Genomic DNA, 21,374 nt, shown 5'->3' on the forward strand with positions numbered 1-21,374 from the left:
ATTTTATGCTCAAGAAATTAGCTTGGTACTGGTCTTTTGTAGAGTTAATTAAAGGGTTTGTTATTACATTAAAATATATGTTTAAGCCAAAGGTTACTTTGAGGTATCCTATAGAGAAGGGCCCTTTAAGTCCAAGGTTTCGTGGTGAGCATGCGTTGCGTAGGTATCCAAATGGTGAAGAACGATGCATAGCTTGTAAGTTATGCGAAGTTATCTGCCCTGCTCAATCAATAGTTATTGAAGCAGAGGAAAGAGAAGACGGTAGTCGCCGCACCACACGCTATGATATTGACATGACAAAATGCATATATTGCGGACTTTGCCAAGAAGCATGTCCAGTTGACGCAATTGTGGAGGGTCCTAACTTTGAATTTGCTACTGAAACAAGAGAGGAGCTAATGTACAATAAAGAAAAGCTATTGCGTAATGGTGAAGTTTGGGAAGAAGCAATTGCACTCAGGTTAAAAAAGAACAGGCCGTATTATTAACTAGGTATGTCAACAATTAAAATTTCTTACAGCAAGTATGTAATAGATCTCTTGTACAACTGTTATTTAACTGAAAGATCAGTAGCTCACCTTTTGGTGTCATTCCAGCGCGTGACGCTGGAATCTAGAAAAGAAAGAAACATGGATCCCAGTGTCAAGCACTGGGATGACAAAAGGTCTAATGAATGATAAAAATTACCTTTTTATCCGAACAAAAAGTAAAAGAATACAGTGGTAGAGTCACTGGCTTTGATATATTACAACCGGATGCTTTGAGAGAAGCAATTGCCTTTAAGGTAAATGGTGAGTTGTATGATCTCTCACGTGAAATTGAATCTGATACAGAGATAGAGGTAATACAACTGAGTGACGAAGCGGGTTTAGATATAATAAGGCATGATGCTGCTCATATAATGGCGCAGGCAGTAAAAGAGCTCTTTCCTAATACTCAGATTACTATCGGGCCAACAATTCAAGATGGTTTCTACTATGATTTTGCTACAGATCGTGCCTTTACCACGGACGATCTTACTGCAATAGAAAAAAAAATGAAGGAAATTATAAAAAGTAACCACAGATTCGTCCGAGAAGTTTGGACTCGTAAGCAGGCAATTGATTTCTTTAGTGATATAGGTGAAAGATACAAGGTTGATATTGTCTCATCAATACCAGAAAACGAAAACCTAACTGTTTATAAACAAGGCAACTTTGTAGACCTATGTCGTGGTCCGCACTCACCATCAACTGGCAGAGTTAAAGCGTTTAAACTTATGAAAGTAGCAGGTGCATACTGGCGTGGCGATTCTAAGGGCCCAATGTTGCAAAGAATATATGGCACCGCGTGGAGAAATAAGGATGAATTAAATACTTATCTTAAACGTCTGGAGGAAGCAGAAAAACGCGACCACCGCAAAATTGCTAAGGATATGGACTTATTTCACATTCAAGAGGAAGCTGTTGGGCAGATTTTTTGGCATGAACAGGGATATACTTTATATAATGTTCTTGAGTCTTACATCAGAAAAAAGTTAATGAACAATGGCTACTTTGAGGTAAAAACACCTATTTTAGTAAGCAAAGAGCTGTGGGAAAAATCGGGACATTGGGATAAGTTTCGTGAAAATATGTTCATTATTGATGAATCTGAAAGTAAAAAGCTAGCAATAAAACCCATGAATTGCCCTTGTCATGTGCAGATTTTTAATTCTCACACCAGAAGCTATCGTGATTTACCGATACGTATGGCAGAGTTTGGCACATGCCATAGAAATGAAAGCTCAGGCTCATTGCATGGAATGATGCGAGTGCGTGGTTTTACGCAAGACGATGCACATATTTTTTGTATGGAAAAACAAGTGAATTCTGAAACTGTAAAGTTTTGTGACCTTTTAAAAGAAGTATATTCAGAACTTGGGTTCAATGAAATTTCTGTGAAATTTTCAGACCGTCCAGATACTAGATCAGGTAATGATGAAGTGTGGGATAGAGCTGAAAGAGCACTGCTTGAAGCAGTTAAAGAAGCAGGGCTTAGTTATGAACTTAATCCTGGTGAAGGTGCATTTTATGGTCCAAAGTTAGAGTTTGTTTTGAAAGATGCAATAGGTAGAAATTGGCAATGTGGAACGTTGCAAGTTGATTTTATTTTACCGGAGCGGCTTGGAGCTTTTTATATAGGAGCAGACGGACAAAAGCACCACCCTGTTATGCTACATAGAGCAATTCTTGGAACTTTTGAACGTTTTATTGGGATTTTGATAGAAAATTATGCAGGAAAATTTCCAATTTGGCTTGCTCCAACGCAACTTGCTATTCTGACCATTATAAATGAAGCTGATGGTTATGCTACTGAAATCAGCAATATTTTAAAAGAACAAGGTGTTAGAATTAAGACCGATTTGACCAATGAAAAAATTAGTTATAAGATACGCTTGCATAGTTCAAATAAGGTACCTATATTATGGGTTATAGGTAAAAATGAGATCATCAATAGAACTGTGTCAGTGAGAAATTTAGGGTCAGAAGAACAAGAGTCTTTTCCTTTGGAAAAGGCTACTGAATTGCTTTTAAAAAGTATTAATTTGAGTTAAGGGAGAAAAATTTGCAAGTTCAAAAGAATAATAAAAACAAAATTAATGAATTCATCACAGCTAAGGAAGTACGCTTAGTTGATCATAATGGTAAAATGGTTGGAATTGTGCCATTAAGACAAGCTTTGGAAGTTGCACAAGGTGTCAATTTAGACTTGGTAGAAATTGCACCTGATTCAACTCCTCCAGTATGTAAAATACTCGACTACAGTAAACAAAAATATGATGTAAAAAAGAAGGCAAGCGAGGCAAAAAAGAAACAAAGAGCATTAACTATAAAGGAAATTAAGCTGGGCCCCAATATTGATAATCATGACTATGAAACAAAATTGCGTCAAACAAGAGATTTTCTTATATCTGGGCATAAAATCAAGTGCACAATGAAATTTAGAGGTAGAGAGCTTATAAATACTGAGGTTGGAGTGGAAAAATTAGAACGGCTAATTCGAGACACTGAAGATATTGCAAAGGTAGAGCTAGCGCCTAAAAGGGAAGGAAATCAATATTTTCTAACTCTGGTTGCTAAGTAGTAAAACGACTTAAAAGTGTAAGTTAAGTTACTGCCCTATCTTCAATTACATGACGAAAATGTCTGATTAGCCCTTGCACTGGCCAAGCTGCAGCATCGCCAAGCGCACAAATTGTATGTCCTTCTATTTGAGTTGTAAGGTCAAGTAGCTTATCTACTTCACCAGGTTTAATATTTCCTGCTACCATTCTTCTCATAATTCTCCACATCCATCCAGTACCTTCACGACATGGTGTACATTGCCCACAGGACTCATGCATATAGAAATGTGATAATCTTTCTATTGCAGCTATTATGTCAGTTGATTTATCCATCACTATCACAGCAGCAGTACCAAGCCCTGATTGTACAGCTCTCAATGAATCAAAATCCATTTCAATAGTATCGCATATAGATTTTGGAATTAATGGTACTGAAGACCCACCAGGTATTACAGCAAGTAAGTTATCCCAACCTCCTCGCACTCCACCTGCATATTTTTCAATTAATTCACGTAGTGAAATTCCTAGCTCTTCTTCAACATTACATGGATTATTTACATGCCCTGAAATACAAAAGACCTTAGTGCCAGTATTATTTGGTTTACCAAGAGATGCAAACCACTCTCCTCCGCGATTTAGGATATCTGGAACCATAGATATAGTTTCAACGTTGTTTATTGTAGTGGGGCAGCCAAAAAGTCCAACACCTGCGGGAAATGGAGGTTTCATGCGAGGAAAGCCCTTTTTTCCTTCAATGGATTCGAGTTGAGCTGTTTCTTCCCCACATATGTAAGCTCCTGCACCCCTATGGATAAACACATCAAGATCATAACCTGACTTGCAGGCATTTTTTCCAATTAAGTTTTCTTTATAGGCTTCCTCAAGTGCTTTTTTTAGAACTAAATGTTCATTATAAAATTCACCCCTGATATAAATATACGCAGCTGATGCGCTGATCGCTCTGCCAGCCAGAAGAATTCCCTCAAGTAGCTTGTGTGGCTCATATCGTAATATGTTTCTGTCTTTACATGTACCAGGTTCTGACTCATCTGCATTGACTACTAAATATGCTTTTGGAGGATTTTTAGGCATAAAGCTCCACTTAAGGCCAGTAGAAAATCCTGCACCCCCTCGACCTCTCAAGCCAGATTTCTTTACTTCATCAATGATTTTTTCTGATCCTAAATCCAGTAATTCCTTTGTTTTTTGCCAACTACCACGTTTTTTTGCACCCTCAAGTAGTGGTGTTTCTTTACCATTTAAGTTTGTGAATATTTTGTCCTGTTCTTTTAGCATGCTTTTAAGATTCTAAGTGATCCCGACGCGATTCGAACGCGTGACCCACTGATTAAAAGTCAGTTGCTCTACCGGCTGAGCTACGGGATCATTTTATTTTTCAGCTATACTAAACAGTAATATAGTTTTTATCCATTTTAATCAAACTAAAATTTTCATGTGTGGTTAAATAAATTATATAATGTACTGTATTAGTGATAATTTAATTAAAAATTTTTGAAGGAAAACTTCTTGTTAATTCAAAGATTCATTTGGTAAAGCTGACGTACAACTCTAAAAAGATAGAGAATTATACATAAATGCAGAATTTGTGCACTATTTAGCAATAGCCTCACAAATAAATATTTCTTGCATTTCAGCCTGAGTGATTTATGCTTTAAGCAAAAGTTGGGGGCATAGCTCAGCTGGTAGAGCATCTGTTTTGCACGCAGAAGGTCAGCGGTTCGATCCCGCTTGCCTCCACCAATCCACAAACAAGAAAAGGGCGGTTAGCTCAGTTGGTAGAGCATCTCGTTTACACCGAGGGGGTCGGCAGGTAACCGTTCACGGAATATTCCCAATTAGGCAGGAATAGCGACTAAATTCTGTAGTTTCTGGACAGGATTCTGATCATTCAAACGTGCAGTCAAAAATATCGAAAGCATTCTTTCAATGAACTTTTCTCCACGTTCTGACCAAGTGAAAAAACTATTTTTACGATAAATGACGTACCGTCTAGCCTGACGTTCTGCAAGGTTATTGGTTGTCTCGATCAGATCAGGATTGCGCACGAATCTCCACATCATATCTTCAGAACGTAGTATATTGGCAGCCATTCTCGAGGCCTGAGTTCCTTTTGCAACCCTTGTTATCTCTCGCAAAAAATGTTTCACCCTTTTTCGAATCTTCCTCATTAACCGGAAAAATCTTAAATTGTCTATCAGGTTTTGTTTACGTGCTCTATCTACCACAAATACCCTGTTGCTCAGCGATTTTAATGCTGCGCCAATTCTGCTCACTTCAACATTTTTACTGTAAAAAAACCTTTCAAAGTCCCTTGCTAAATGGGCCCAGCATATCTGTCTGTTTTCACGATTAAAGTAATTATACGCAGCATACCTATCGCTTATAACTATTCCATCATACTCTGGCAATAGCCCTTTTAATATCTTCTTTCCGCGAGATCCAACTAACTTCATAAGTGTTGCTGTTTTATTCGTTACTACCCAACTCCAACCTTTCTTTCCCTGGTTCCTATGGCTTGTTTCATCTATATGTAAATACTTGCTTTTCCGTAGCTCTTCTCTTATTTTTTCGTATTCAGATAGGCTTTGTTGCATAGCACTGATAGGCATGTAAATCACAATGAACTTACGCAGCTAATTTAAATTTAGCCATACCAATATCAGTAAATTTGTTCAGTAAGTAGCACTTAATTAACAGCTCTTTTTCACGATTTACCTCTGATTTATTTTTCAAGCCAAACCCAAATATTTGCTTCAACCTATAGAAAAAGACTTCAATATAAGACCGTGCTCCATACTTAACTTTTTTCTTCCATTCATTAATACCATCTTCATAATTCTCATATGACCTAATTCTACTAATATACTTGTTTCTTTCTGATAAGTAGTCAGCTAAACAAATTTTAGTATCCTTCCTAGGGCGAATAATAGGCACAATATTGTATTTTCTGCATTCTTTATACACACTTTTTATATCATAAGCCGCATCTGCTCGAATAGAACAAATGTTATATTTATCACTGACTTCTTCTAACATATCGCAGACCGGCAAATAGTCTACAGCAACACCACTAGTGTAGTTCATGCTTATTGCTTTCTTATCATTTATGTTTAAAATAACATGTAATTTTCTTACTTGACCATAACCACTGTATTTTCTTTTTCGAATATTAAGCTTACTATGCCCACCGTTATTATTGTAGATACTAACTCTAGTGCTATCTACGGCAATTTCAACATTTTCCAGATCATCTTTATTGCTTCTATGGTCATCAATCTTCAAATTAAGCTTTTTAAATCTTCTGGAAGCTTGTGTATAGCTGATAATCTTAAGTTTTTTGCCTATTTGTACCATATAACCTTTTACAAAACCTACAGCTTGTCTCAAGCCAATTCTAAAAAGATGAACTATTATGTGTATTAAAATTACAACTTTATCACTATAAGTGTTATTGCCACCTGCAACTTTTGGACTATTTTCATACCAATTTTCTATGGCTTGATTAACAAAATGAAAAACATTTCCTCTTTTTTTTAGAAACTCATTATATTCTCTTTGGTTACTTACTCTCATTTTTTGTGGCATAAGTTATACTTGTTTGAAAAATGCCTATTTTACAACAAAATGCGTTAGTAACCATAAGCTTTTCTCCTTACAATAACCTCAACCAACACTAGCTATGCAACAAAGCCATTCAGATATACATTTTTCTGATACTCTACCCTCGGTCTTTGATACCAAACCTAGGCTTATATTCAGATTAAATATGCTGCTCAAAATTTGCTGTACTTCCCTTTTTGAATTGATAAAAAATCCACTAAAACTGCTAATTACTGCTTTTGCATTAGCTCCTAAAAGATCCCTTGTCACACCTTCAGGCAGACTAGCTGAGATCCTTTTCTTACACGCCTTACAGTAGCCTTTTTGTAGCCTATATTCAGTCACTATCGGTTTAATTTTTGGCAATTCAACCTTTTGATGCACAGTTTCTTCTTCTAAAATAACTTGGCTTCCACACATGCAAATTGTATCAATTGAACATTTTACCACCTCATCTGCTACCATCAATTCCCGCTTGTGCGCTTCATGTCCTGGCTGCCCGCCTGGTTTTTTATCGCTCTTCTTTTTTGTCTTTTTGCGATATACATCTTGCGATGGTGGCAGCGATGAATTTTTTGAATTTAAACCCAGCTTATCCTCTAGCTCAATTATTTTTGTCCTTAACTTATCATTCTCTGCTTTCAGAGTACCAACTTCTGACTCCAATACCACAATCTTTTCTTGTAGCACCTCTATCATCAACCCCTCATCTATCTAGTTTATTGTTTTTTATACTAATTATGCAATTTTTGTAAACTACTTTCTTATACCGTGAATGGACAAAGTTGATAAGCCTAAACGCCATCATGTCTTTAGGAGAGTCTGCTAATGAAGGCTCTTAAGTTGACGCCATTGCGTGAACGGTTACTGTTGCTGTGCCATCTACTTTTATATCTTTCGGCTCAATATAACTTTCAGCAATAACAGTCTGCGAGGGCATTCCCACTGCTGTTTCTCTAATCTGCACAACAACACGTTTTTTGCCTTTATTTACAAACCATAGCTCCACGCCTCCTATGTGCCTACTTTCATTTAGCGTAAATGTTTGCGCTAATGGATCAACTCGTCTTGCTGCGATCACTCTTCTTCTTTCTTCTATGGTAATAGTTTTTTTACCAGTATAAGTTGTCTCTCCATAGCTTCCTTTATCCCCATAAAACTGTACTAATTTAGTACCTGCTGGAATGTTTGCTGGGATTTTTATTTTTCCCTTTAATTTTCCTTGGTTGTTAGCTGTTAGCATATTTTTCACCTCTTATGCCATAGGCTGAATGACAACACCATCGAACTTTATCTCCTTAATCTTTTCACTGGGCTCAAAACCTTCAATTTCAAAATTCTGTATTGCTTCTCTCATAAATTCAGTTTCGTATGAAGTACTTGACAGCAGCTCTGTCGTTTCTTTAACATTAAATACTCTTGTTACTGGACTTTTCCAATTAGTGGTAACCTCGGTCCAGTGGTCAATGTTTTTATTTAGAGTAATTTGCGCCGGGACTTGATCAAAAGCTTGATACGGATTAATCTTTTCTCCTTTAGTCTGTAAAAGCTGCTCCAGTACCGGTTCAAGTTTATAAGGTAAAAGATAAGGTTCTTTACCTCTTTCAACATCAATAATTTCCACATCTATAGGTAAAATTAATTCTTTGTTTACTATTGCTGCAGACTGCGAAATTCCTTGATCACGCATATCATCATCAAAGAACGAATCAACAAATACTCCTTTTTTGGTGGTAGGTTCTCTTGAATTTGCATCATTGCGTAAACGCTCCTCTGCAACCAGCGCATAAAGATCATTTATTCCTTTTTTCATTGCTTCAAGCTCATTCATCGGTACAGCATGAATAGCATTATTCACTATTTTTACCCCTTCTTTTTCTCCGTTTTTCCATGTCTGATGAATGTAGCAGAGCAAAAGTTGTCCAGAAGGTGCTTGAGGCATCGATGGTCTCCAAGAGTGGGAAATTCCTTTTATTCTTCTTACCACCCCTTTGCTATCGATAGTAATTAAATCAAAGCGTGGCATTTTCCAGGTGTAATCAATCAAAACCAAGCTGTTATCAACTGCTCCCTTTACTTTGCATCCCTCTTCACTTATATCTTCAGGACTTACATGAGTACGACAGCGGTAAGTTATTTGATAACTACTTCCAGGAGCTGGTTCTTTACCTGGTAATGACCAATCAACGTTTCCTGCGTTTAATTTGTAATCTATACTATTTTCATAAATAACATTGCCTTGTTTAATTTGAATAATTTCAAGTACTGCAGAGTCAGGTATCGGATCAATGGCTCCTGAATATGAACCATGAGTAATGGTAATGGTTTTTTGAACGGTTATATCTACTTTTTTGATTTCACTTATTGGAAAATCATTAACTTTAAGTTCCATTACTCTTTGGCTATTTGGCTGAAAAGTATGTGGTTCTGATTCAACTGATTTTATATCCGGATCTTCATCAAAAGAAACACGAATACTGTGAGGAAGTTCAATCTCATAGCCATCAACATGAGCTTTGCCCTCATTAATCACAAATATTTCTTTTTTACCTTTTTTTACCCCTTCTTCTCCCTTTTCTTCTTTGTGGAGGAACATCACTTCAAGGCCATTTACAACGTAGGAACCATTTGCCTCTTTGTCATAACGAGCAAGAGCAGTAGTTACTATATTTGCTTGTGGTGGCGGTGAATGTTCTATCAGTATCCCATTTTCAATGTTATAAATTGGATAGAACTCTCCTTCAGAAAAACGTGGAGAAAGACCTTCTGCTTGATAACCCCAAATAGTGGAAACTTTAAGCCTTGCAGCTCCTACTTCCTGATAGTTTCTTGTACCAATAGCAGGATCACGAAGGTTTTCATCCTCAAGTTCTGTAATCGTAGATTCTACATAATAAACACCTATGCGAACTGTGGTACTCAGTGGAATAACAAATTCTTCTTTTTCAACTTTTCTAACTGCACCGCGCAGATAGATTTTTCCTCCTTCAAGTGTAACTTTACCAGTTTCTCTATCTATAATACAATTGCTTCCTGTTATAACATCGCCATCACGGAATATTGCATCACCTATGCCTTTGAGCTTAGAAAGAGCATACTCCTGAGTCTCATTTAATTCTGCTGACTGCAAACCTCTTCCTGCAAGGAACAAGCTTTTTCGTATTCTTTGTCAGGATTAAAGCGGTTATAATAGGCGTTTAAAGTCATTTTATTCTAAAAGGTTACAACAAATGAAAAAGTTTCCCGAGTTGCAGATGTTCTGATAAGTGGTACAGTGTGTTCTAAAACTAATAAGATCCCTGGGTCTTCTATATCTTGTGGTTCAAAATACCTCTGTCCTATAGGTAATTCTTCTTTTACTTTAGTACCAACCATAACCCCTAATTCCCGTATAACTTGATTTGCTGCGTTTGTGAAATCGAAAGTAAATTTGAGATAGAGATACCGTCTTGCATGTCAATAAAAATGAGCTTAGATTTTGTTGATTCTTCTGATCTAAGTGTTTTTCTTTCAAAAAATAGACTATTGCCATATGTCAAAATGTTACAACAAAGGAAAAAGTTTCTCTTGTAGCTGCGGTTCTGATAAGTGGCACAGTGTGCTCTAAAACCAATAAAATCCCAGGATTTTCAATATCTTTAGGTTCAAAATATCTTTGCCCTGGTGGTAAAGCTTCTTTTACTTTGGTGCCAACCATAACTCCTAGCTCTTTGATTACTTGATTTGCTGCATCCGTGAAATCGAAGGTAAATTTAAGATATAAATTATTGGTTGGCATATTTGAAGATTTAAACCTTCCCGAAGGAGTTATAAGTTCTCCATTTTCATCACCTGTGCAAAAAAGGACTTCATCAACAATGCGTCTTCCAAGTTCATTAAGCAGCTTTGTAGAAGTAATAGGCTCTGCTGGTGTATTTTGAGTATACTCTACGGTAACTGTGCTACCTGCTGCAATAGAGCTATTTTCAAGACATTTAACAATACCAGTGTTACTATCAACTGTGTAGTCCTTGCTTGGTTTATAGACTGCCAACTCTTTAGAGATCTTTACCTCTTTAATAGGGTTATGATCAAGCGTTAATTCACCATTTGCGAAGATTTTTTCTACCTTGTGGCTACTTTCCCAGTTTGAATCACCTGTTCCCCAAGCAAGATATATAGATTGCTCTTTGATGCTTAGTGCAATAGCAGCTCTGCCTGATTGTGTGAGTATTGACATACAAATTTTACATTTAATCTCTATCAAACAAGGAAGCTTTCCATAGATAACCTTGTTTTGCGGTTTTTTATATGATCAGGATCAAAAGCCTTTTTTGAGCTTAAAACACCAAAAACCATATGGAGTAACTTACGCATTGCAGCTCCCACAACGGCCATATTATGCTTGCCTTTCTCTTTTAGCCTCTCACAAAAAGTCATAATGATAGGGTTGTGATTTTTAGCTACTATAGCAGGAAAATATATTGCCTTACGTAATGTTTGTGAACCGGCTTTGCTTAATCTGGGCTTGGCATATACAGAGGAACCTGACGTTATATTTTGTGGTATAGTTCCTGCATATGCTGCTAATTGCCTGGCATTTATAAAAGCTTTTATATCAGGAATTTCAGCTAAAATAGCTATTGCTGTTTCCTCTCCTATTCCTGGAATAGTTAATAGGAGTTGAAAATCTTCCAGCAATTCTTTGTGTTGTCTTAATAGTTCACGTATGGAGTTTTTTATTGTTTCTATTGATTGTTCTATGTTCATTGCAAGGTTTTCCCAAGCATTTACAACTTCTTCATGCAGTCTCTCTTTCTTTTCTAAATGATTATTTACGAATGTTAACTCATCTTTTAATGCATCTGAACAACGATAAAGATGCTTTAATTTTTTCTTCTCAGGAGAAGGTGGCGTCCAACGAGAAGGTTCCTGTCTTTGGCAATAATCTACTATAATTTCTGCGTCAGTCTGATCATTCTTTTGCCGTACAAGCTTACTCCTTGCATAAGATTTTATGCAATAAGGATTTACAATGCTAACAAAATATCCAGCATTGTGCAGAAATTCAGCCAAAGCTTCGCTATAACAACCAGTGGATTCCATGCAAGCTTTTACTTCTTCTACGTTATGTTTTTGTAGCAAGTTCAGCAGGCCTTGAAACCCAGTATTATCGTTTTTAAATTTCCTTTTTCTAGTTTCACGTTTTCCTTTTTTACTTATGAATGAGAGAGAAACATCAAAGTGTTCTTTTGAAACATCTATTCCTAAAAAGTTGTTGATCATATATCACTCCATATGTTACCATTAAAATGAAAAGTAAAGCTAACCTTGTGAATACAGAATTAGAACCATTTAGGTCTTTCTAAGATACCGTCCAGCCTTAACTTTTGAGAAGGGATTCTTAACTCTATCACAGATTTTATATCTAAGATTATTAACAAAATTTTCCCTTCTCCATCCAATGCTTAAGCTTAAAACACTAGATGCTTTTTTCAAGATACAAGATTATTAGTTGGTACATTTGAGGGCCTAAACCTTCCAGATGGAGTTATAAGTTCACCGTTTTCATCACCTGTGCAGAATAGCACTTCGTCTGCAGTACGTCTGCCAAGTTCATTGAGCAGCTTTTCAGAAGTTATCAGCTCTGGTGGTGTGCTTTCACTATACTCTACAGTAACTTTATCACTTACTGGAATAGAGCTATTTTCCGTAAGTTTTATTACACCAGTACTGCCATTAACTGTATAGTCAATACTTGGCTGATAAGTTGTTTGCCCTGTAAAAACCTTCACATCTTTAATAGGTTGATGATCAAATTTTATTTCACCCTTAACGAAAGTTTTTTCTACTTTGTGGCTACTTTCCCAACTTGAATCACCTGTTCCCCAAGCAAGATGGATAGATTGCTTTTTGATGCTGGCTGCTATTGCTGCTCTTCCTGACTGTGTGAGTATTGACATTTTTAATTAAGCCCCCTATATTATATATGTACGGTGAGTTCAAAATTCGTCCGCAAAAATCAAAATATTTTTTTATATCAGGAAAATTTTTTAGGAGAATAGCTCAGCTCCACAGCTAAACTTTCCAACACCGCGAGCAAATGGTCCGCTAGGAATGTCAAGCCATTTATCTTCTTTTGAACCAGTAGCCATTCCTTTAACCAACTTCCGTGCTTGTAACAGCTCTTGAACTATACGCTCCATTCTATCTCTTCCTATACTGTGAAACTCCTCAGGTAGTCTATGCCGCTGTTTATACACTCCTGTACTTCCTGTATGGGTAAATGGATGTCCAGAAATTGCTGCTCGTGTAATTGCAGTTATAAGATGCTGCTTTGAATCTTTTTCGTTCATATTTTTTATTCTTAATCTTTCAGTTATGTCCTCTAACAATCCTGTTTCTTCATTTCTTAAATAAGTGCGTAAAGTGCGATCAGCCAAACCGTTTGCTTTAACAATTGCTCCATAAAATAATGCGTTCTGTCTTACAGATTCTCCTATTGATTTAAAAATTGTCGGTTTAGCTGCATCTTCCACAGACCAAAAAGCGTATGAACACCTAACACCATTAACAAGAGCAGATGTACCTCTAATGGCATCACGTGCTTGCTCAACAGTCGATATAGGTTTTTCACTTTTTGGCTTTCTCATATGATGGGCAGTAATTATTGATGCTCCAGTGCTACCTGCTAAATCAGATAATAAAGACATCAAATAATCGCCTACGGCTGGGTCAGTATTTAAATCAGCATGCACGAATGATGCAAGTGGATCAAATACGATTAATTTTAAGTCTTTTATTTTATTAAGTTGTTTTGTTATCGATTCAAATTCAGGAGAAGTCTCTATCACTTTACCTGAAACACTCTTTATGATTGTAAGTGATCCACTAACATTTGGTAATGGTACAATAAAGAGCCTATCTTTATATTTTAATCTCTCGCATTGTGAGTCAAGACGCTCCAAACGACGATGTATTTCACTCATATCATCTTCTGCTGAGAAAATTACCACAGATCCATGTTCAGTAACTAAAGGACCAAAACCACATGGCTGATCTTTTCTACTCGCAACTTTCAGTGCTAAATCAAGCAGAAGCATACCTTTACCAGTATCTCCCATTGCAGCTAGAATAGATGTCACTCCTAAAGGAAATAACCCTTCAACAAGAAACTTTTGCTCTGGTACTGGACCTATAAAACGTTCTATGCTCCATTCTTGAATATTAAGCAATTGCTTAACAATTACTTTTCTCGAGTTACTTTCAATGAATTCAGAAATATCTATATTTGCTTGTATGCCGTCTGCCGCATCCCATCCCTTTGGTTTATTTTCCGGTATTTCAAGAAGAGTAAGTGATAAAACACCAAGAAAAGTAAGCTTTTTCACAACTTTCTCAGCATATTGTTTACCTGGTTCATCATTGTCTGGCCAAATAATAACATGCTTACCCTTAAGTGGTGACCAGTCTGTTTTTTCTATTGGTGCATTTGCTCCTAACATTGCAGTTGTGGCAGTCATACCTTGCTCTATCAGAGCATCTGCACACTTTTCACCTTCAACTAAAATTACCTTATCAGATTTCATGATACCTGGAATATTATATAAAGGCCTGGTCTCTGGTAGAGTAAAACTAGACCTTTTTACATCAAAAGGAAGATATCTTTTTCCTGAATCAGTGTTATAACGATAAACTGTAACAATCACTTGATCACTTTTATCGTAATAGTTCCATGATGCCGTTGGTTGCCCCAGAGTGTTATTTTTTTCCGAATAACCAATCCACTTAGCAATATCTTCTATCGTATCAGTAAATTGATTTTTTCCAGTAACAGCAGCCCAAAGATCAAAAATATCTCCTCCTTCTCCGGTAGAAAAATCATGCCATAATCCGGCTTGGCTTTGTTGCATAGCTAGTGTTGGTTGAGGTTATTGTAAGGAGAAAAGCTTATGGTTACTAACGCATTTTGTTGTAAAATAGGCATTTTTCAAACAAGTATAACTTATGCCACAAAAAATGAGAGTAAGTAACCAAAGAGAATATAATGAGTTTCTAAAAAAAAGAGGAAATGTTTTTCATTTTGTTAATCAAGCCATAGAAAATTGGTATGAAAATAGTCCAAAAGTTGCAGGTGGCAATAACACTTATAGTGATAAAGTTGTAATTTTAATACACATAATAGTTCATCTTTTTAGAATTGGCTTGAGACAAGCTGTAGGTTTTGTAAAAGGTTATATGGTACAAATAGGCAAAAAACTTAAGATTATCAGCTATACACAAGCTTCCAGAAGATTTAAAAAGCTTAATTTGAAGATTGATGACCATAGAAGCAATAAAGATGATCTGGAAAATGTTGAAATTGCCGTAGATAGCACTAGAGTTAGTATCTACAATAATAACGGTGGGCATAGTAAGCTTAATATTCGAAAAAGAAAATACAGTGGTTATGGTCAAGTAAGAAAATTACATGTTATTTTAAACATAAATGATAAGAAAGCAATAAGCATGAACTACACTAGTGGTGTTGCTGTAGACTATTTGCCGGTCTGCGATATGTTAGAAGAAGTCAGTGATAAATATAACATTTGTTCTATTCGAGCAGATGCGGCTTATGATATAAAAAGTGTGTATAAAGAATGCAGAAAATACAATATTGTGCCTATTATTCGCCCTAGGAAGGATACTAAAATTTGTTTAGCTGACTACTTATCAGAAAGAAACAAGTATATTAGTAGAATTAGGTCATATGAGAATTATGAAGATGGTATTAATGAATGGAAGAAAAAAGTTAAGTATGGAGCACGGTCTTATATTGAAGTCTTTTTCTATAGGTTGAAGCAAATATTTGGGTTTGGCTTGAAAAATAAATCAGAGGTAAATCGTGAAAAAGAGCTGTTAATTAAGTGCTACTTACTGAACAAATTTACTGATATTGGTATGGCTAAATTTAAATTAGCTGCGTAAGTTCATTGTGATTTACATGCCTATCAGTGCTATGCAACAAAGCCATCCGGCTTTACTGCCAGTTAACTCCACTATCATACTTTGTCCTTTATTGCCTTGTAGATCACCTACATAGAACTTATCACCACGAAAAGTTCCTCTTGGCAGTAAATAAGAAAGACATGACCTTATATTTGATAGGAGTTGAGTTCTTAACTGTTCTTTCTTCCCTAATAATTTATAATGTCCATTTCTTTGTGAACAATAAATATCCATACCTACCTGAAGAATTTTTATGTTCTAGCTATAACGTTAGCAGATTTCCAACATCCATTAATCTTGTTGATGAATTTTGTTGGTATAGATCTACCGTTTCTAAGTTCATATACTACTTGCAAGATATTTGTACGTTTATTGGGTTGAAATATTACTATTCCAGATGTATAAAAACTTCTTAAAGCATTAGCACCAACGAGAGCTTGAAATGGATTCTTTTCCAATGTAGAGGTAGATACTTTTTTGGTGTGATTTGTGATGATTATTCCAGCCATAGGATTAATCTTGGAACGTAGTTTTTCTATTGCATGCTGTAGACCATAGTTAACGTAATTATAAGGAGAATCAATCACAACTAAATCAAACTTTTCCTCTACCATATTTTTTATTTTTTCTATACCTTCTTCATTTAAGGTCAAATTCATCTTGTTCGTCACAACTAAGTTTTCTGTTGCTAAATGAGGAAGTTTATTGAGTTGTTGTATACGTTCTCTAATATAATCATATTCCATTTCATTTTGTAGATAGAATATTTTTAGCGGTCTTGTAGGTTTCATGCCAAGAAATGATCTTCCTGCTGACATATTAGCGAGCCAAGAAATCAAAAAGTCACTTTTGCCGATTTTAGGTGGGCCACCCAGTACCAATAAGCCTCTTTTTGTTAAAATTCTTGGTGAGATTATATCCTCTGGTATTGGCGATCGATCGTCCAAGTATTCTTTCACACTGAAAAAAGGAATTTTTTGACCAATAGTTAAAAAGTTTTGTAGCATATAATAACCTCCTATATGTTGGGCGTGACAGGTTGAATTGCAAAAGCTTTAGTTTTAATTTTTGTAAGAAGTTTTCCTAGATGCGGTTCTTCAACCATATTAAGGCAACCACTTCGATCTTTAGCAGGATATCCCCAAGAATTAATCGTCTGACAGACAAATGAACGAACCTCTGTACCATCATCTTTCTTGATTCCAACCATACTGATTACCTCATCAACAATACCTGGAATTTCACTTGCAGTTTTAGCTCCTTCACATTGAGGTAGCCAAGTTGAGCGATTGAAATCATCGAGGTATTGTCCAAGAGTTCCAACTGTAATGATGTCTTTATTTGGAATATGTTGAAACTGATTGAGCCAAGCCATCATTTCTTGAGCAAGTAACCCGTAAGCAGCTCTCATATCTTGTTTTCCTGATCTTTCAGAAAAAGCTTCAGGTTGCATTTTTGACCATAAAAGACATAAACGCGAGGCTACTGTAATACTATCGATAAAAACACATCGATACTTGAGAAACTCCGAAGCAAGCTCTTTGTATTTACTGGATACATGCTCATAGTGTCTTTGGCTATATGCTGAGTCAGATTTTAACGCAGGATGGCTTTGTTGCATAGCTAGTGTTGGTTGAGGTTATTGTAAGGAGAAAAGCTTATGGTTACTAACGCATTTTGTTGTAAAATAGGCATTTTTCAAACAAGTATAACTTATGCCACAAAAAATGAGAGTAAGTAACCAAAGAGAATATAATGAGTTTCTAAAAAAAAGAGGAAATGTTTTTCATTTTGTTAATCAAGCCATAGAAAATTGGTATGAAAATAGTCCAAAAGTTGCAGGTGGCAATAACACTTATAGTGATAAAGTTGTAATTTTAATACACATAATAGTTCATCTTTTTAGAATTGGCTTGAGACAAGCTCACTGCCATTAAGTTAAGGAAAAGTGATGAACTGTATTATAAAATCAGGTAAGATCCACAAATTAAAAGAAGTAATGACATGAGTAAAAAAAAGAATAATCATGTTTATAAAAAATAAATTGATGAGTTTAAACTTTATAAACGCACACAGAGCATCCTCAAAAGACTTCTCACGAAAAAGAAAGCTGCCCTTCGTTAATGTATTTCTCCTGATTTTTAGAAAGAGTGTAAAGTCATTACAAGTGATGCTTAATGAGTTTGTTCTGCATACAAGAAAAGATTATACAATTACGGCAAGTGCATTTACTCAAGCAAGAAAGAAGCTAAAGCATACTGCGTTTTCAGAGTTAAATGATGATATAGTTTCCCTATACTACCAAGATCAGGAATTTAAAACCCACCATGGCTTCAGAGTACTTGCATTTGATGCTTCAATACTGATTCTGCCAAAGAGCGACAAAATAATAGGTGAGTTTGGCTCAAGAGCAGTATGGAATGGAATCCAGAGATTTGAAGACTATACAAGTGCAACCTTTGAAGTTTGCTACGATGTGCTAAATAATATTGCAATAAAATCTGTGCTAAGTAGAGGTGACAGCTATGAGGTTGATTTAGCAATCGGTATGCTTGAATCCATAAAATCAGACGATTTGTTAATCTGTGATAGAGGATACGTATCTTATCGATTTCTTGCTGAGCTTACAGGAAGGAAAATCAATTATATAATTCGCTGTTCAAGTTCGTCTTTCAATGAAATAAACGCTATGTTTAAGCCGGAAAGCCCATCTAGTACGGTGGTAGTGTCTACCGCACCTATTAAAGTAGCAAGACAGCTACGAAAGCTAGGATTACCTGATGAGATGAAATTCAGGTTAGTCAAAATAATACTTTCTTCTGGCGAAGTTGAAGTGTTAGTAACATCTCTGTTAGATGAGAAACGTTTTACAGTTGAAGAGTTTGAGAGATTATATTACTTGCGCTGGGGAGTAGAAACATTTTTTTCTAGGCTGAAGGGAAGATTAAATTTAGAGAATTTCACAGGAAAAAGTATTGAAACTATCAAGCAGGATTTTTGGTCAACTATCTTCATCAGTAATCTAGAAAGTATCATGATAGAAGATGATGAAGAGACATTGAGCGCACAGAATAGTAAACTAAAAAAAAGCATCAATAAATCTGTCTCATTTAATGCGATTAAAAACTTAGCCTTTGATATTTTTTCTACAGAGTCAGACATAGACTGCATTATGGATCGACTATCACAGTTATTTTTGATGAACACTTTAGTGGTGAGAAAAGGGAGAAGAGTTGATCGTCATAAGATATCTGATATTCGTTCACTCAACTACCAGAAAAGAGCTAGAAAACATGTGTTTTAAATTCAAGATATCTTTTCAGTATCATTGCATTAGTACATTCTTTGCAAAATAACCTGCAATTATTACTTTTTTAAATAACTTGCACTTTTCAGACTCCCTTTTCTTAAAAATTCACCCTAGTATTTACCATAATTATCAATCACTTCAAATTTTTTGTCCAATCTTAACTTCTCTTTCCCTTAACTTAATGGCAGTGGAGACAAGCTGTAGGTTTTGTAAAAGGTTATATGGTACAAATAGGCAAAAAACTTAAGATTATCAGCTATACACAAGCTTCCAGAAGATTTAAAAAGCTTAATTTGAAGATTGATGACCATAGAAGCAATAAAGATGATCTGGAAAATGTTGAAATTGCCGTAGATAGCACTAGAGTTAGTATCTACAATAATAACGGTGGGCATAGTAAGCTTAATATTCGAAAAAGAAAATACAGTGGTTATGGTCAAGTAAGAAAATTACATGTTATTTTAAACATAAATGATAAGAAAGCAATAAGCATGAACTACACTAGTGGTGTTGCTGTAGACTATTTGCCGGTCTGCGATATGTTAGAAGAAGTCAGTGATAAATATAACATTTGTTCTATTCGAGCAGATGCGGCTTATGATATAAAAAGTGTGTATAAAGAATGCAGAAAATACAATATTGTGCCTATTATTCGCCCTAGGAAGGATACTAAAATTTGTTTAGCTGACTACTTATCAGAAAGAAACAAGTATATTAGTAGAATTAGGTCATATGAGAATTATGAAGATGGTATTAATGAATGGAAGAAAAAAGTTAAGTATGGAGCACGGTCTTATATTGAAGTCTTTTTCTATAGGTTGAAGCAAATATTTGGGTTTGGCTTGAAAAATAAATCAGAGGTAAATCGTGAAAAAGAGCTGTTAATTAAGTGCTACTTACTGAACAAATTTACTGATATTGGTATGGCTAAATTTAAATTAGCTGCGTAAGTTCATTGTGATTTACATGCCTATCAGTGCTATGCAACAAAGCCACGCAGGATTAGGACCACCTATGAGACATGCAATATCTCTTGCCTCATTCCAAGTACGAATACTTACAGAATCCCCTTGCCAATCTTGAACAGCAAGTAAACCTGCCTCAAAATCAAGACAAAGTGTTGGTTCATTTATGGTCTTTAAGAGACTAGTTTTACCTATACCATAAGGACCAAAGATGACCATTTTTATACCTGTTTGAACTTTTAGCCGTTCATTGCTGTTCATTATTTTCATTTTTCTCCCAGTACCTAAATATATATGTACGATGACCTAGGCAATTCGTCCGCAATTTGCAAAAAAAAAATTTTGAGCAAATATAATCGAGAGCTTATAACTTCTCTAAAACTGAGAATTTATCGCGTATTCGTTCTAGTGTGCGATAGATAGTTGTCTTTGGTATTTTGGTTATTACAGAAACTTCAGTAATAGTAAATACCTTAAGTAATTGACATAAATTACTATCTTTTTCAGACAAAGTTGAAATTATATTATTTATATCAGTGCGAATTATCGCTTCGATTTCCGAGTTCCTATGATCTGGAATATCGTCGTTTATATCATCAAAAGTTATATTACGTTTTAGACATAACTGATTGCGTAACATATTGCGAGCACAATAATTAGCTAATCTAGCAACGAAAGTACTAAAACTACTTCTTTTCTCATCGTGCTGGTTAAGATATTGCCAAACCTGACAAAAAAGCTCTTGTTCTATATCTTCGAGACTTTCGTTAATAAAACAGCTTTTGGATTTAAGGCGCGAAGCTTGAAATCTCACATGTTTAACAATTGTAGAATCGATTCCTTGATAAGAATTCTTCATAAAAACTCCAAAAGTTTCATGAATAGAGATTTTTACCAAGACTTTGTATGACTAATTTATTATAAAAAAGTAGTAATAATTTTTTTATCTAAAAGAATAAAATCTTTAAAAATTAAAATAAGATTTAAACGTTTTGATACACTACTGAAGCTACTTTTTCATAGGTAAAAAACTACCAATTTCGTACCTAATTTCTGAGTTACTAATTAGTATTTCAGAAAGCAGTAATCGTTAAGTTATTGATAATATTGTCTTTTTTATGTTCTATTCCTAAAAGCCGTTTCTAAAGTTAAGTGGCTAAAATCGGCCAGTAAAGAGGGTTTACGGATTACTGAAGTCTTATATATATTATATATATATTTAAATACAGGTAAAATATAATATATGATAATATAATAATATAAATATTGGCGTAATATAAGTTATGTAAAATAGTTATTAAGATAAGTAAAGATGAAAAAAACTCAAATGGCAGGATATGAAATTTTTTTTAATTTTTTTTCAAAATTGCGGACGAATTTGCGAGTCATCGTACATATATATTATACAGGGCATTGAACTTTAATT

At 35.3% G+C, this 21,374-nt stretch carries 15 protein-coding genes, 2 tRNA genes and 8 pseudogenes; 8 read left to right on the top strand and 17 right to left on the bottom strand.

Going from position 1 to position 21,374, the window contains the following annotated elements; genetic code table 11:
- The first annotated feature begins 5 nt into the window (after window positions 1-5).
- From nuoI to infC, 3 genes are all read left to right on the top strand, one after another.
- Window positions 6-488 (top strand): NADH-quinone oxidoreductase subunit NuoI, encoded by a 483-nt coding sequence (gene nuoI, locus OPR58_RS04640; RefSeq protein WP_264376017.1) that lies wholly within the window; start codon window positions 6-8, stop codon window positions 486-488.
- A 185-nt stretch (window positions 489-673) separates the two neighbouring features.
- Window positions 674-2,575, top strand: a complete 1,902-nt coding sequence (gene thrS / locus OPR58_RS04645) for a threonine--tRNA ligase (protein ID WP_265023091.1) — start codon at window positions 674-676, stop codon at window positions 2,573-2,575.
- A gap of 11 nt (window positions 2,576-2,586) precedes the next feature.
- A complete protein-coding gene (gene infC / locus OPR58_RS04650) occupies window positions 2,587-3,105 on the top strand; it encodes a translation initiation factor IF-3 (RefSeq protein WP_265023092.1) in 519 nt (172 codons plus the stop codon).
- 22 nt (window positions 3,106-3,127) lie between these two features.
- Here infC and nuoF read toward each other — a convergent pair whose 3' ends face one another.
- Entirely contained in the window at window positions 3,128-4,381 is a 1,254-nt protein-coding gene (gene nuoF, locus OPR58_RS04655) for an NADH-quinone oxidoreductase subunit NuoF (protein WP_064085745.1), read from the bottom strand.
- Window positions 4,382-4,398: 17 nt separating this feature from the next.
- Window positions 4,399-4,471: transfer RNA gene (locus OPR58_RS04660), tRNA-Lys, on the bottom strand.
- A gap of 299 nt (window positions 4,472-4,770) precedes the next feature.
- Between OPR58_RS04660 and OPR58_RS04665 the strand changes: the two genes are divergently transcribed.
- A tRNA-Ala gene (locus OPR58_RS04665) sits at window positions 4,771-4,846 on the top strand.
- A 95-nt stretch (window positions 4,847-4,941) separates the two neighbouring features.
- Here the strand turns inward: OPR58_RS04665 and tnpC are convergent.
- The 10 genes and pseudogenes from tnpC to OPR58_RS04715 all read right to left on the bottom strand — a co-directional run bounded on the left by tnpC (window position 4,942) and on the right by OPR58_RS04715 (window position 14,598).
- Window positions 4,942-5,700 carry an IS66 family transposase gene (gene tnpC, locus OPR58_RS04670; RefSeq protein WP_265022370.1) on the bottom strand — a complete coding sequence of 253 codons (759 nt, stop codon included), beginning with the start codon at window positions 5,698-5,700 and terminating at the stop codon, window positions 4,942-4,944.
- A gap of 31 nt (window positions 5,701-5,731) precedes the next feature.
- Window positions 5,732-6,691 (bottom strand): IS5 family transposase, encoded by a 960-nt coding sequence (locus OPR58_RS04675; protein WP_265022212.1) that lies wholly within the window; start codon window positions 6,689-6,691, stop codon window positions 5,732-5,734.
- A 78-nt stretch (window positions 6,692-6,769) separates the two neighbouring features.
- Window positions 6,770-7,405: a DUF6444 domain-containing protein gene (locus tag OPR58_RS04680; RefSeq protein WP_265023093.1), complete on the bottom strand. Its 636-nt coding sequence runs from the start codon at window positions 7,403-7,405 to the stop codon at window positions 6,770-6,772.
- A gap of 169 nt (window positions 7,406-7,574) precedes the next feature.
- Window positions 7,575-7,949: pseudogene (locus OPR58_RS04685) on the bottom strand (hypothetical protein); the annotation flags it as partial.
- A 12-nt stretch (window positions 7,950-7,961) separates the two neighbouring features.
- A pseudogene (locus tag OPR58_RS04690) lies at window positions 7,962-9,913 on the bottom strand (DUF4815 domain-containing protein).
- A 6-nt stretch (window positions 9,914-9,919) separates the two neighbouring features.
- Window positions 9,920-10,147: pseudogene (locus OPR58_RS04695) on the bottom strand (hypothetical protein); the annotation flags it as partial.
- A 94-nt stretch (window positions 10,148-10,241) separates the two neighbouring features.
- On the bottom strand, window positions 10,242-10,925 hold the full coding sequence (locus OPR58_RS04700) for a hypothetical protein (RefSeq protein WP_264706695.1): 684 nt from the start codon (window positions 10,923-10,925) through the stop codon (window positions 10,242-10,244).
- A 23-nt stretch (window positions 10,926-10,948) separates the two neighbouring features.
- Window positions 10,949-11,971 carry an IS110 family RNA-guided transposase gene (locus tag OPR58_RS04705; RefSeq protein WP_264706692.1) on the bottom strand — a complete coding sequence of 341 codons (1,023 nt, stop codon included), beginning with the start codon at window positions 11,969-11,971 and terminating at the stop codon, window positions 10,949-10,951.
- Between the two features lie 218 nt (window positions 11,972-12,189).
- Window positions 12,190-12,648: pseudogene (locus tag OPR58_RS04710) on the bottom strand (hypothetical protein); the annotation flags it as partial.
- Window positions 12,649-12,738: 90 nt separating this feature from the next.
- Window positions 12,739-14,598: an AAA family ATPase gene (locus OPR58_RS04715; RefSeq protein ID WP_265023095.1), complete on the bottom strand. Its 1,860-nt coding sequence runs from the start codon at window positions 14,596-14,598 to the stop codon at window positions 12,739-12,741.
- Window positions 14,599-14,692: 94 nt separating this feature from the next.
- Here OPR58_RS04715 and OPR58_RS04720 point away from each other — a divergent pair, with 94 nt between their 5' ends.
- Window positions 14,693-15,652 carry an IS5 family transposase gene (locus OPR58_RS04720; protein ID WP_265022212.1) on the top strand — a complete coding sequence of 320 codons (960 nt, stop codon included), beginning with the start codon at window positions 14,693-14,695 and terminating at the stop codon, window positions 15,650-15,652.
- A gap of 45 nt (window positions 15,653-15,697) precedes the next feature.
- Here the strand turns inward: OPR58_RS04720 and OPR58_RS04725 are convergent.
- From OPR58_RS04725 to OPR58_RS04735, 3 genes and pseudogenes are all read right to left on the bottom strand, one after another.
- Window positions 15,698-15,907: pseudogene (locus OPR58_RS04725) on the bottom strand (AAA family ATPase); the annotation flags it as partial.
- A gap of 17 nt (window positions 15,908-15,924) precedes the next feature.
- Window positions 15,925-16,680 carry a helicase RepA family protein gene (locus tag OPR58_RS04730; RefSeq protein WP_265023097.1) on the bottom strand — a complete coding sequence of 252 codons (756 nt, stop codon included), beginning with the start codon at window positions 16,678-16,680 and terminating at the stop codon, window positions 15,925-15,927.
- A gap of 11 nt (window positions 16,681-16,691) precedes the next feature.
- Window positions 16,692-17,282, bottom strand: a pseudogene (locus OPR58_RS04735) (ATP-binding protein); the annotation flags it as partial.
- Window positions 17,283-17,388: 106 nt separating this feature from the next.
- Between OPR58_RS04735 and OPR58_RS04740 the strand changes: the two are divergent.
- The 3 genes and pseudogenes from OPR58_RS04740 to OPR58_RS04750 form a co-directional block, all read left to right on the top strand.
- Window positions 17,389-17,595, top strand: a pseudogene (locus tag OPR58_RS04740) (IS5 family transposase); the annotation flags it as partial.
- A gap of 104 nt (window positions 17,596-17,699) precedes the next feature.
- Window positions 17,700-18,977 carry an IS4-like element ISWpi18 family transposase gene (locus OPR58_RS04745; RefSeq protein ID WP_264336305.1) on the top strand — a complete coding sequence of 426 codons (1,278 nt, stop codon included), beginning with the start codon at window positions 17,700-17,702 and terminating at the stop codon, window positions 18,975-18,977.
- Window positions 18,978-19,204: 227 nt separating this feature from the next.
- Window positions 19,205-19,933 carry a transposase gene (locus OPR58_RS04750; protein ID WP_265023099.1) on the top strand — a complete coding sequence of 243 codons (729 nt, stop codon included), beginning with the start codon at window positions 19,205-19,207 and terminating at the stop codon, window positions 19,931-19,933.
- A 45-nt stretch (window positions 19,934-19,978) separates the two neighbouring features.
- Here OPR58_RS04750 and OPR58_RS04755 read toward each other — a convergent pair.
- A pseudogene (locus OPR58_RS04755) lies at window positions 19,979-20,218 on the bottom strand (AAA family ATPase); the annotation flags it as partial.
- Between the two features lie 94 nt (window positions 20,219-20,312).
- Window positions 20,313-20,807: a sigma-70 family RNA polymerase sigma factor gene (locus OPR58_RS04760; protein ID WP_019236463.1), complete on the bottom strand. Its 495-nt coding sequence runs from the start codon at window positions 20,805-20,807 to the stop codon at window positions 20,313-20,315.
- Between the last annotated feature and the right edge of the window lie 567 nt (window positions 20,808-21,374).

The sequence above is a fragment of the Wolbachia endosymbiont (group B) of Ischnura elegans genome (assembly GCF_947251585.1).
GTDB lineage: Bacteria > Pseudomonadota > Alphaproteobacteria > Rickettsiales > Anaplasmataceae > Wolbachia.

Excerpts from the sequence above, each read along its gene's own strand:
- OPR58_RS04705 (WP_264706692.1), bottom strand. The coding sequence starts at position 11,971 with ATGATCAACAACTTTTTAGGAATAGATGTTTCAAAAGAACACTTTGAT.
- OPR58_RS04745 (WP_264336305.1), top strand. The coding sequence starts at position 17,700 with ATGTTTATAAAAAATAAATTGATGAGTTTAAACTTTATAAACGCACAC.
- nuoI (WP_264376017.1), top strand. The coding sequence starts at position 6 with ATGCTCAAGAAATTAGCTTGGTACTGGTCTTTTGTAGAGTTAATTAAA.
- OPR58_RS04675 (WP_265022212.1), bottom strand. The coding sequence starts at position 6,691 with ATGCCACAAAAAATGAGAGTAAGTAACCAAAGAGAATATAATGAGTTT.
- OPR58_RS04750 (WP_265023099.1), top strand. The coding sequence starts at position 19,205 with ATGGTACAAATAGGCAAAAAACTTAAGATTATCAGCTATACACAAGCT.
- OPR58_RS04680 (WP_265023093.1), bottom strand. The coding sequence starts at position 7,405 with ATGATAGAGGTGCTACAAGAAAAGATTGTGGTATTGGAGTCAGAAGTT.
- tnpC (WP_265022370.1), bottom strand. The coding sequence starts at position 5,700 with ATGCAACAAAGCCTATCTGAATACGAAAAAATAAGAGAAGAGCTACGG.
- OPR58_RS04720 (WP_265022212.1), top strand. The coding sequence starts at position 14,693 with ATGCCACAAAAAATGAGAGTAAGTAACCAAAGAGAATATAATGAGTTT.
- OPR58_RS04730 (WP_265023097.1), bottom strand. The coding sequence starts at position 16,680 with ATGCTACAAAACTTTTTAACTATTGGTCAAAAAATTCCTTTTTTCAGT.
- OPR58_RS04700 (WP_264706695.1), bottom strand. The coding sequence starts at position 10,925 with ATGTCAATACTCACACAATCAGGCAGAGCTGCTATTGCACTAAGCATC.
- thrS (WP_265023091.1), top strand. The coding sequence starts at position 674 with ATGATAAAAATTACCTTTTTATCCGAACAAAAAGTAAAAGAATACAGT.
- OPR58_RS04715 (WP_265023095.1), bottom strand. The coding sequence starts at position 14,598 with ATGCAACAAAGCCAAGCCGGATTATGGCATGATTTTTCTACCGGAGAA.
- nuoF (WP_064085745.1), bottom strand. The coding sequence starts at position 4,381 with ATGCTAAAAGAACAGGACAAAATATTCACAAACTTAAATGGTAAAGAA.
- OPR58_RS04760 (WP_019236463.1), bottom strand. The coding sequence starts at position 20,807 with ATGAAGAATTCTTATCAAGGAATCGATTCTACAATTGTTAAACATGTG.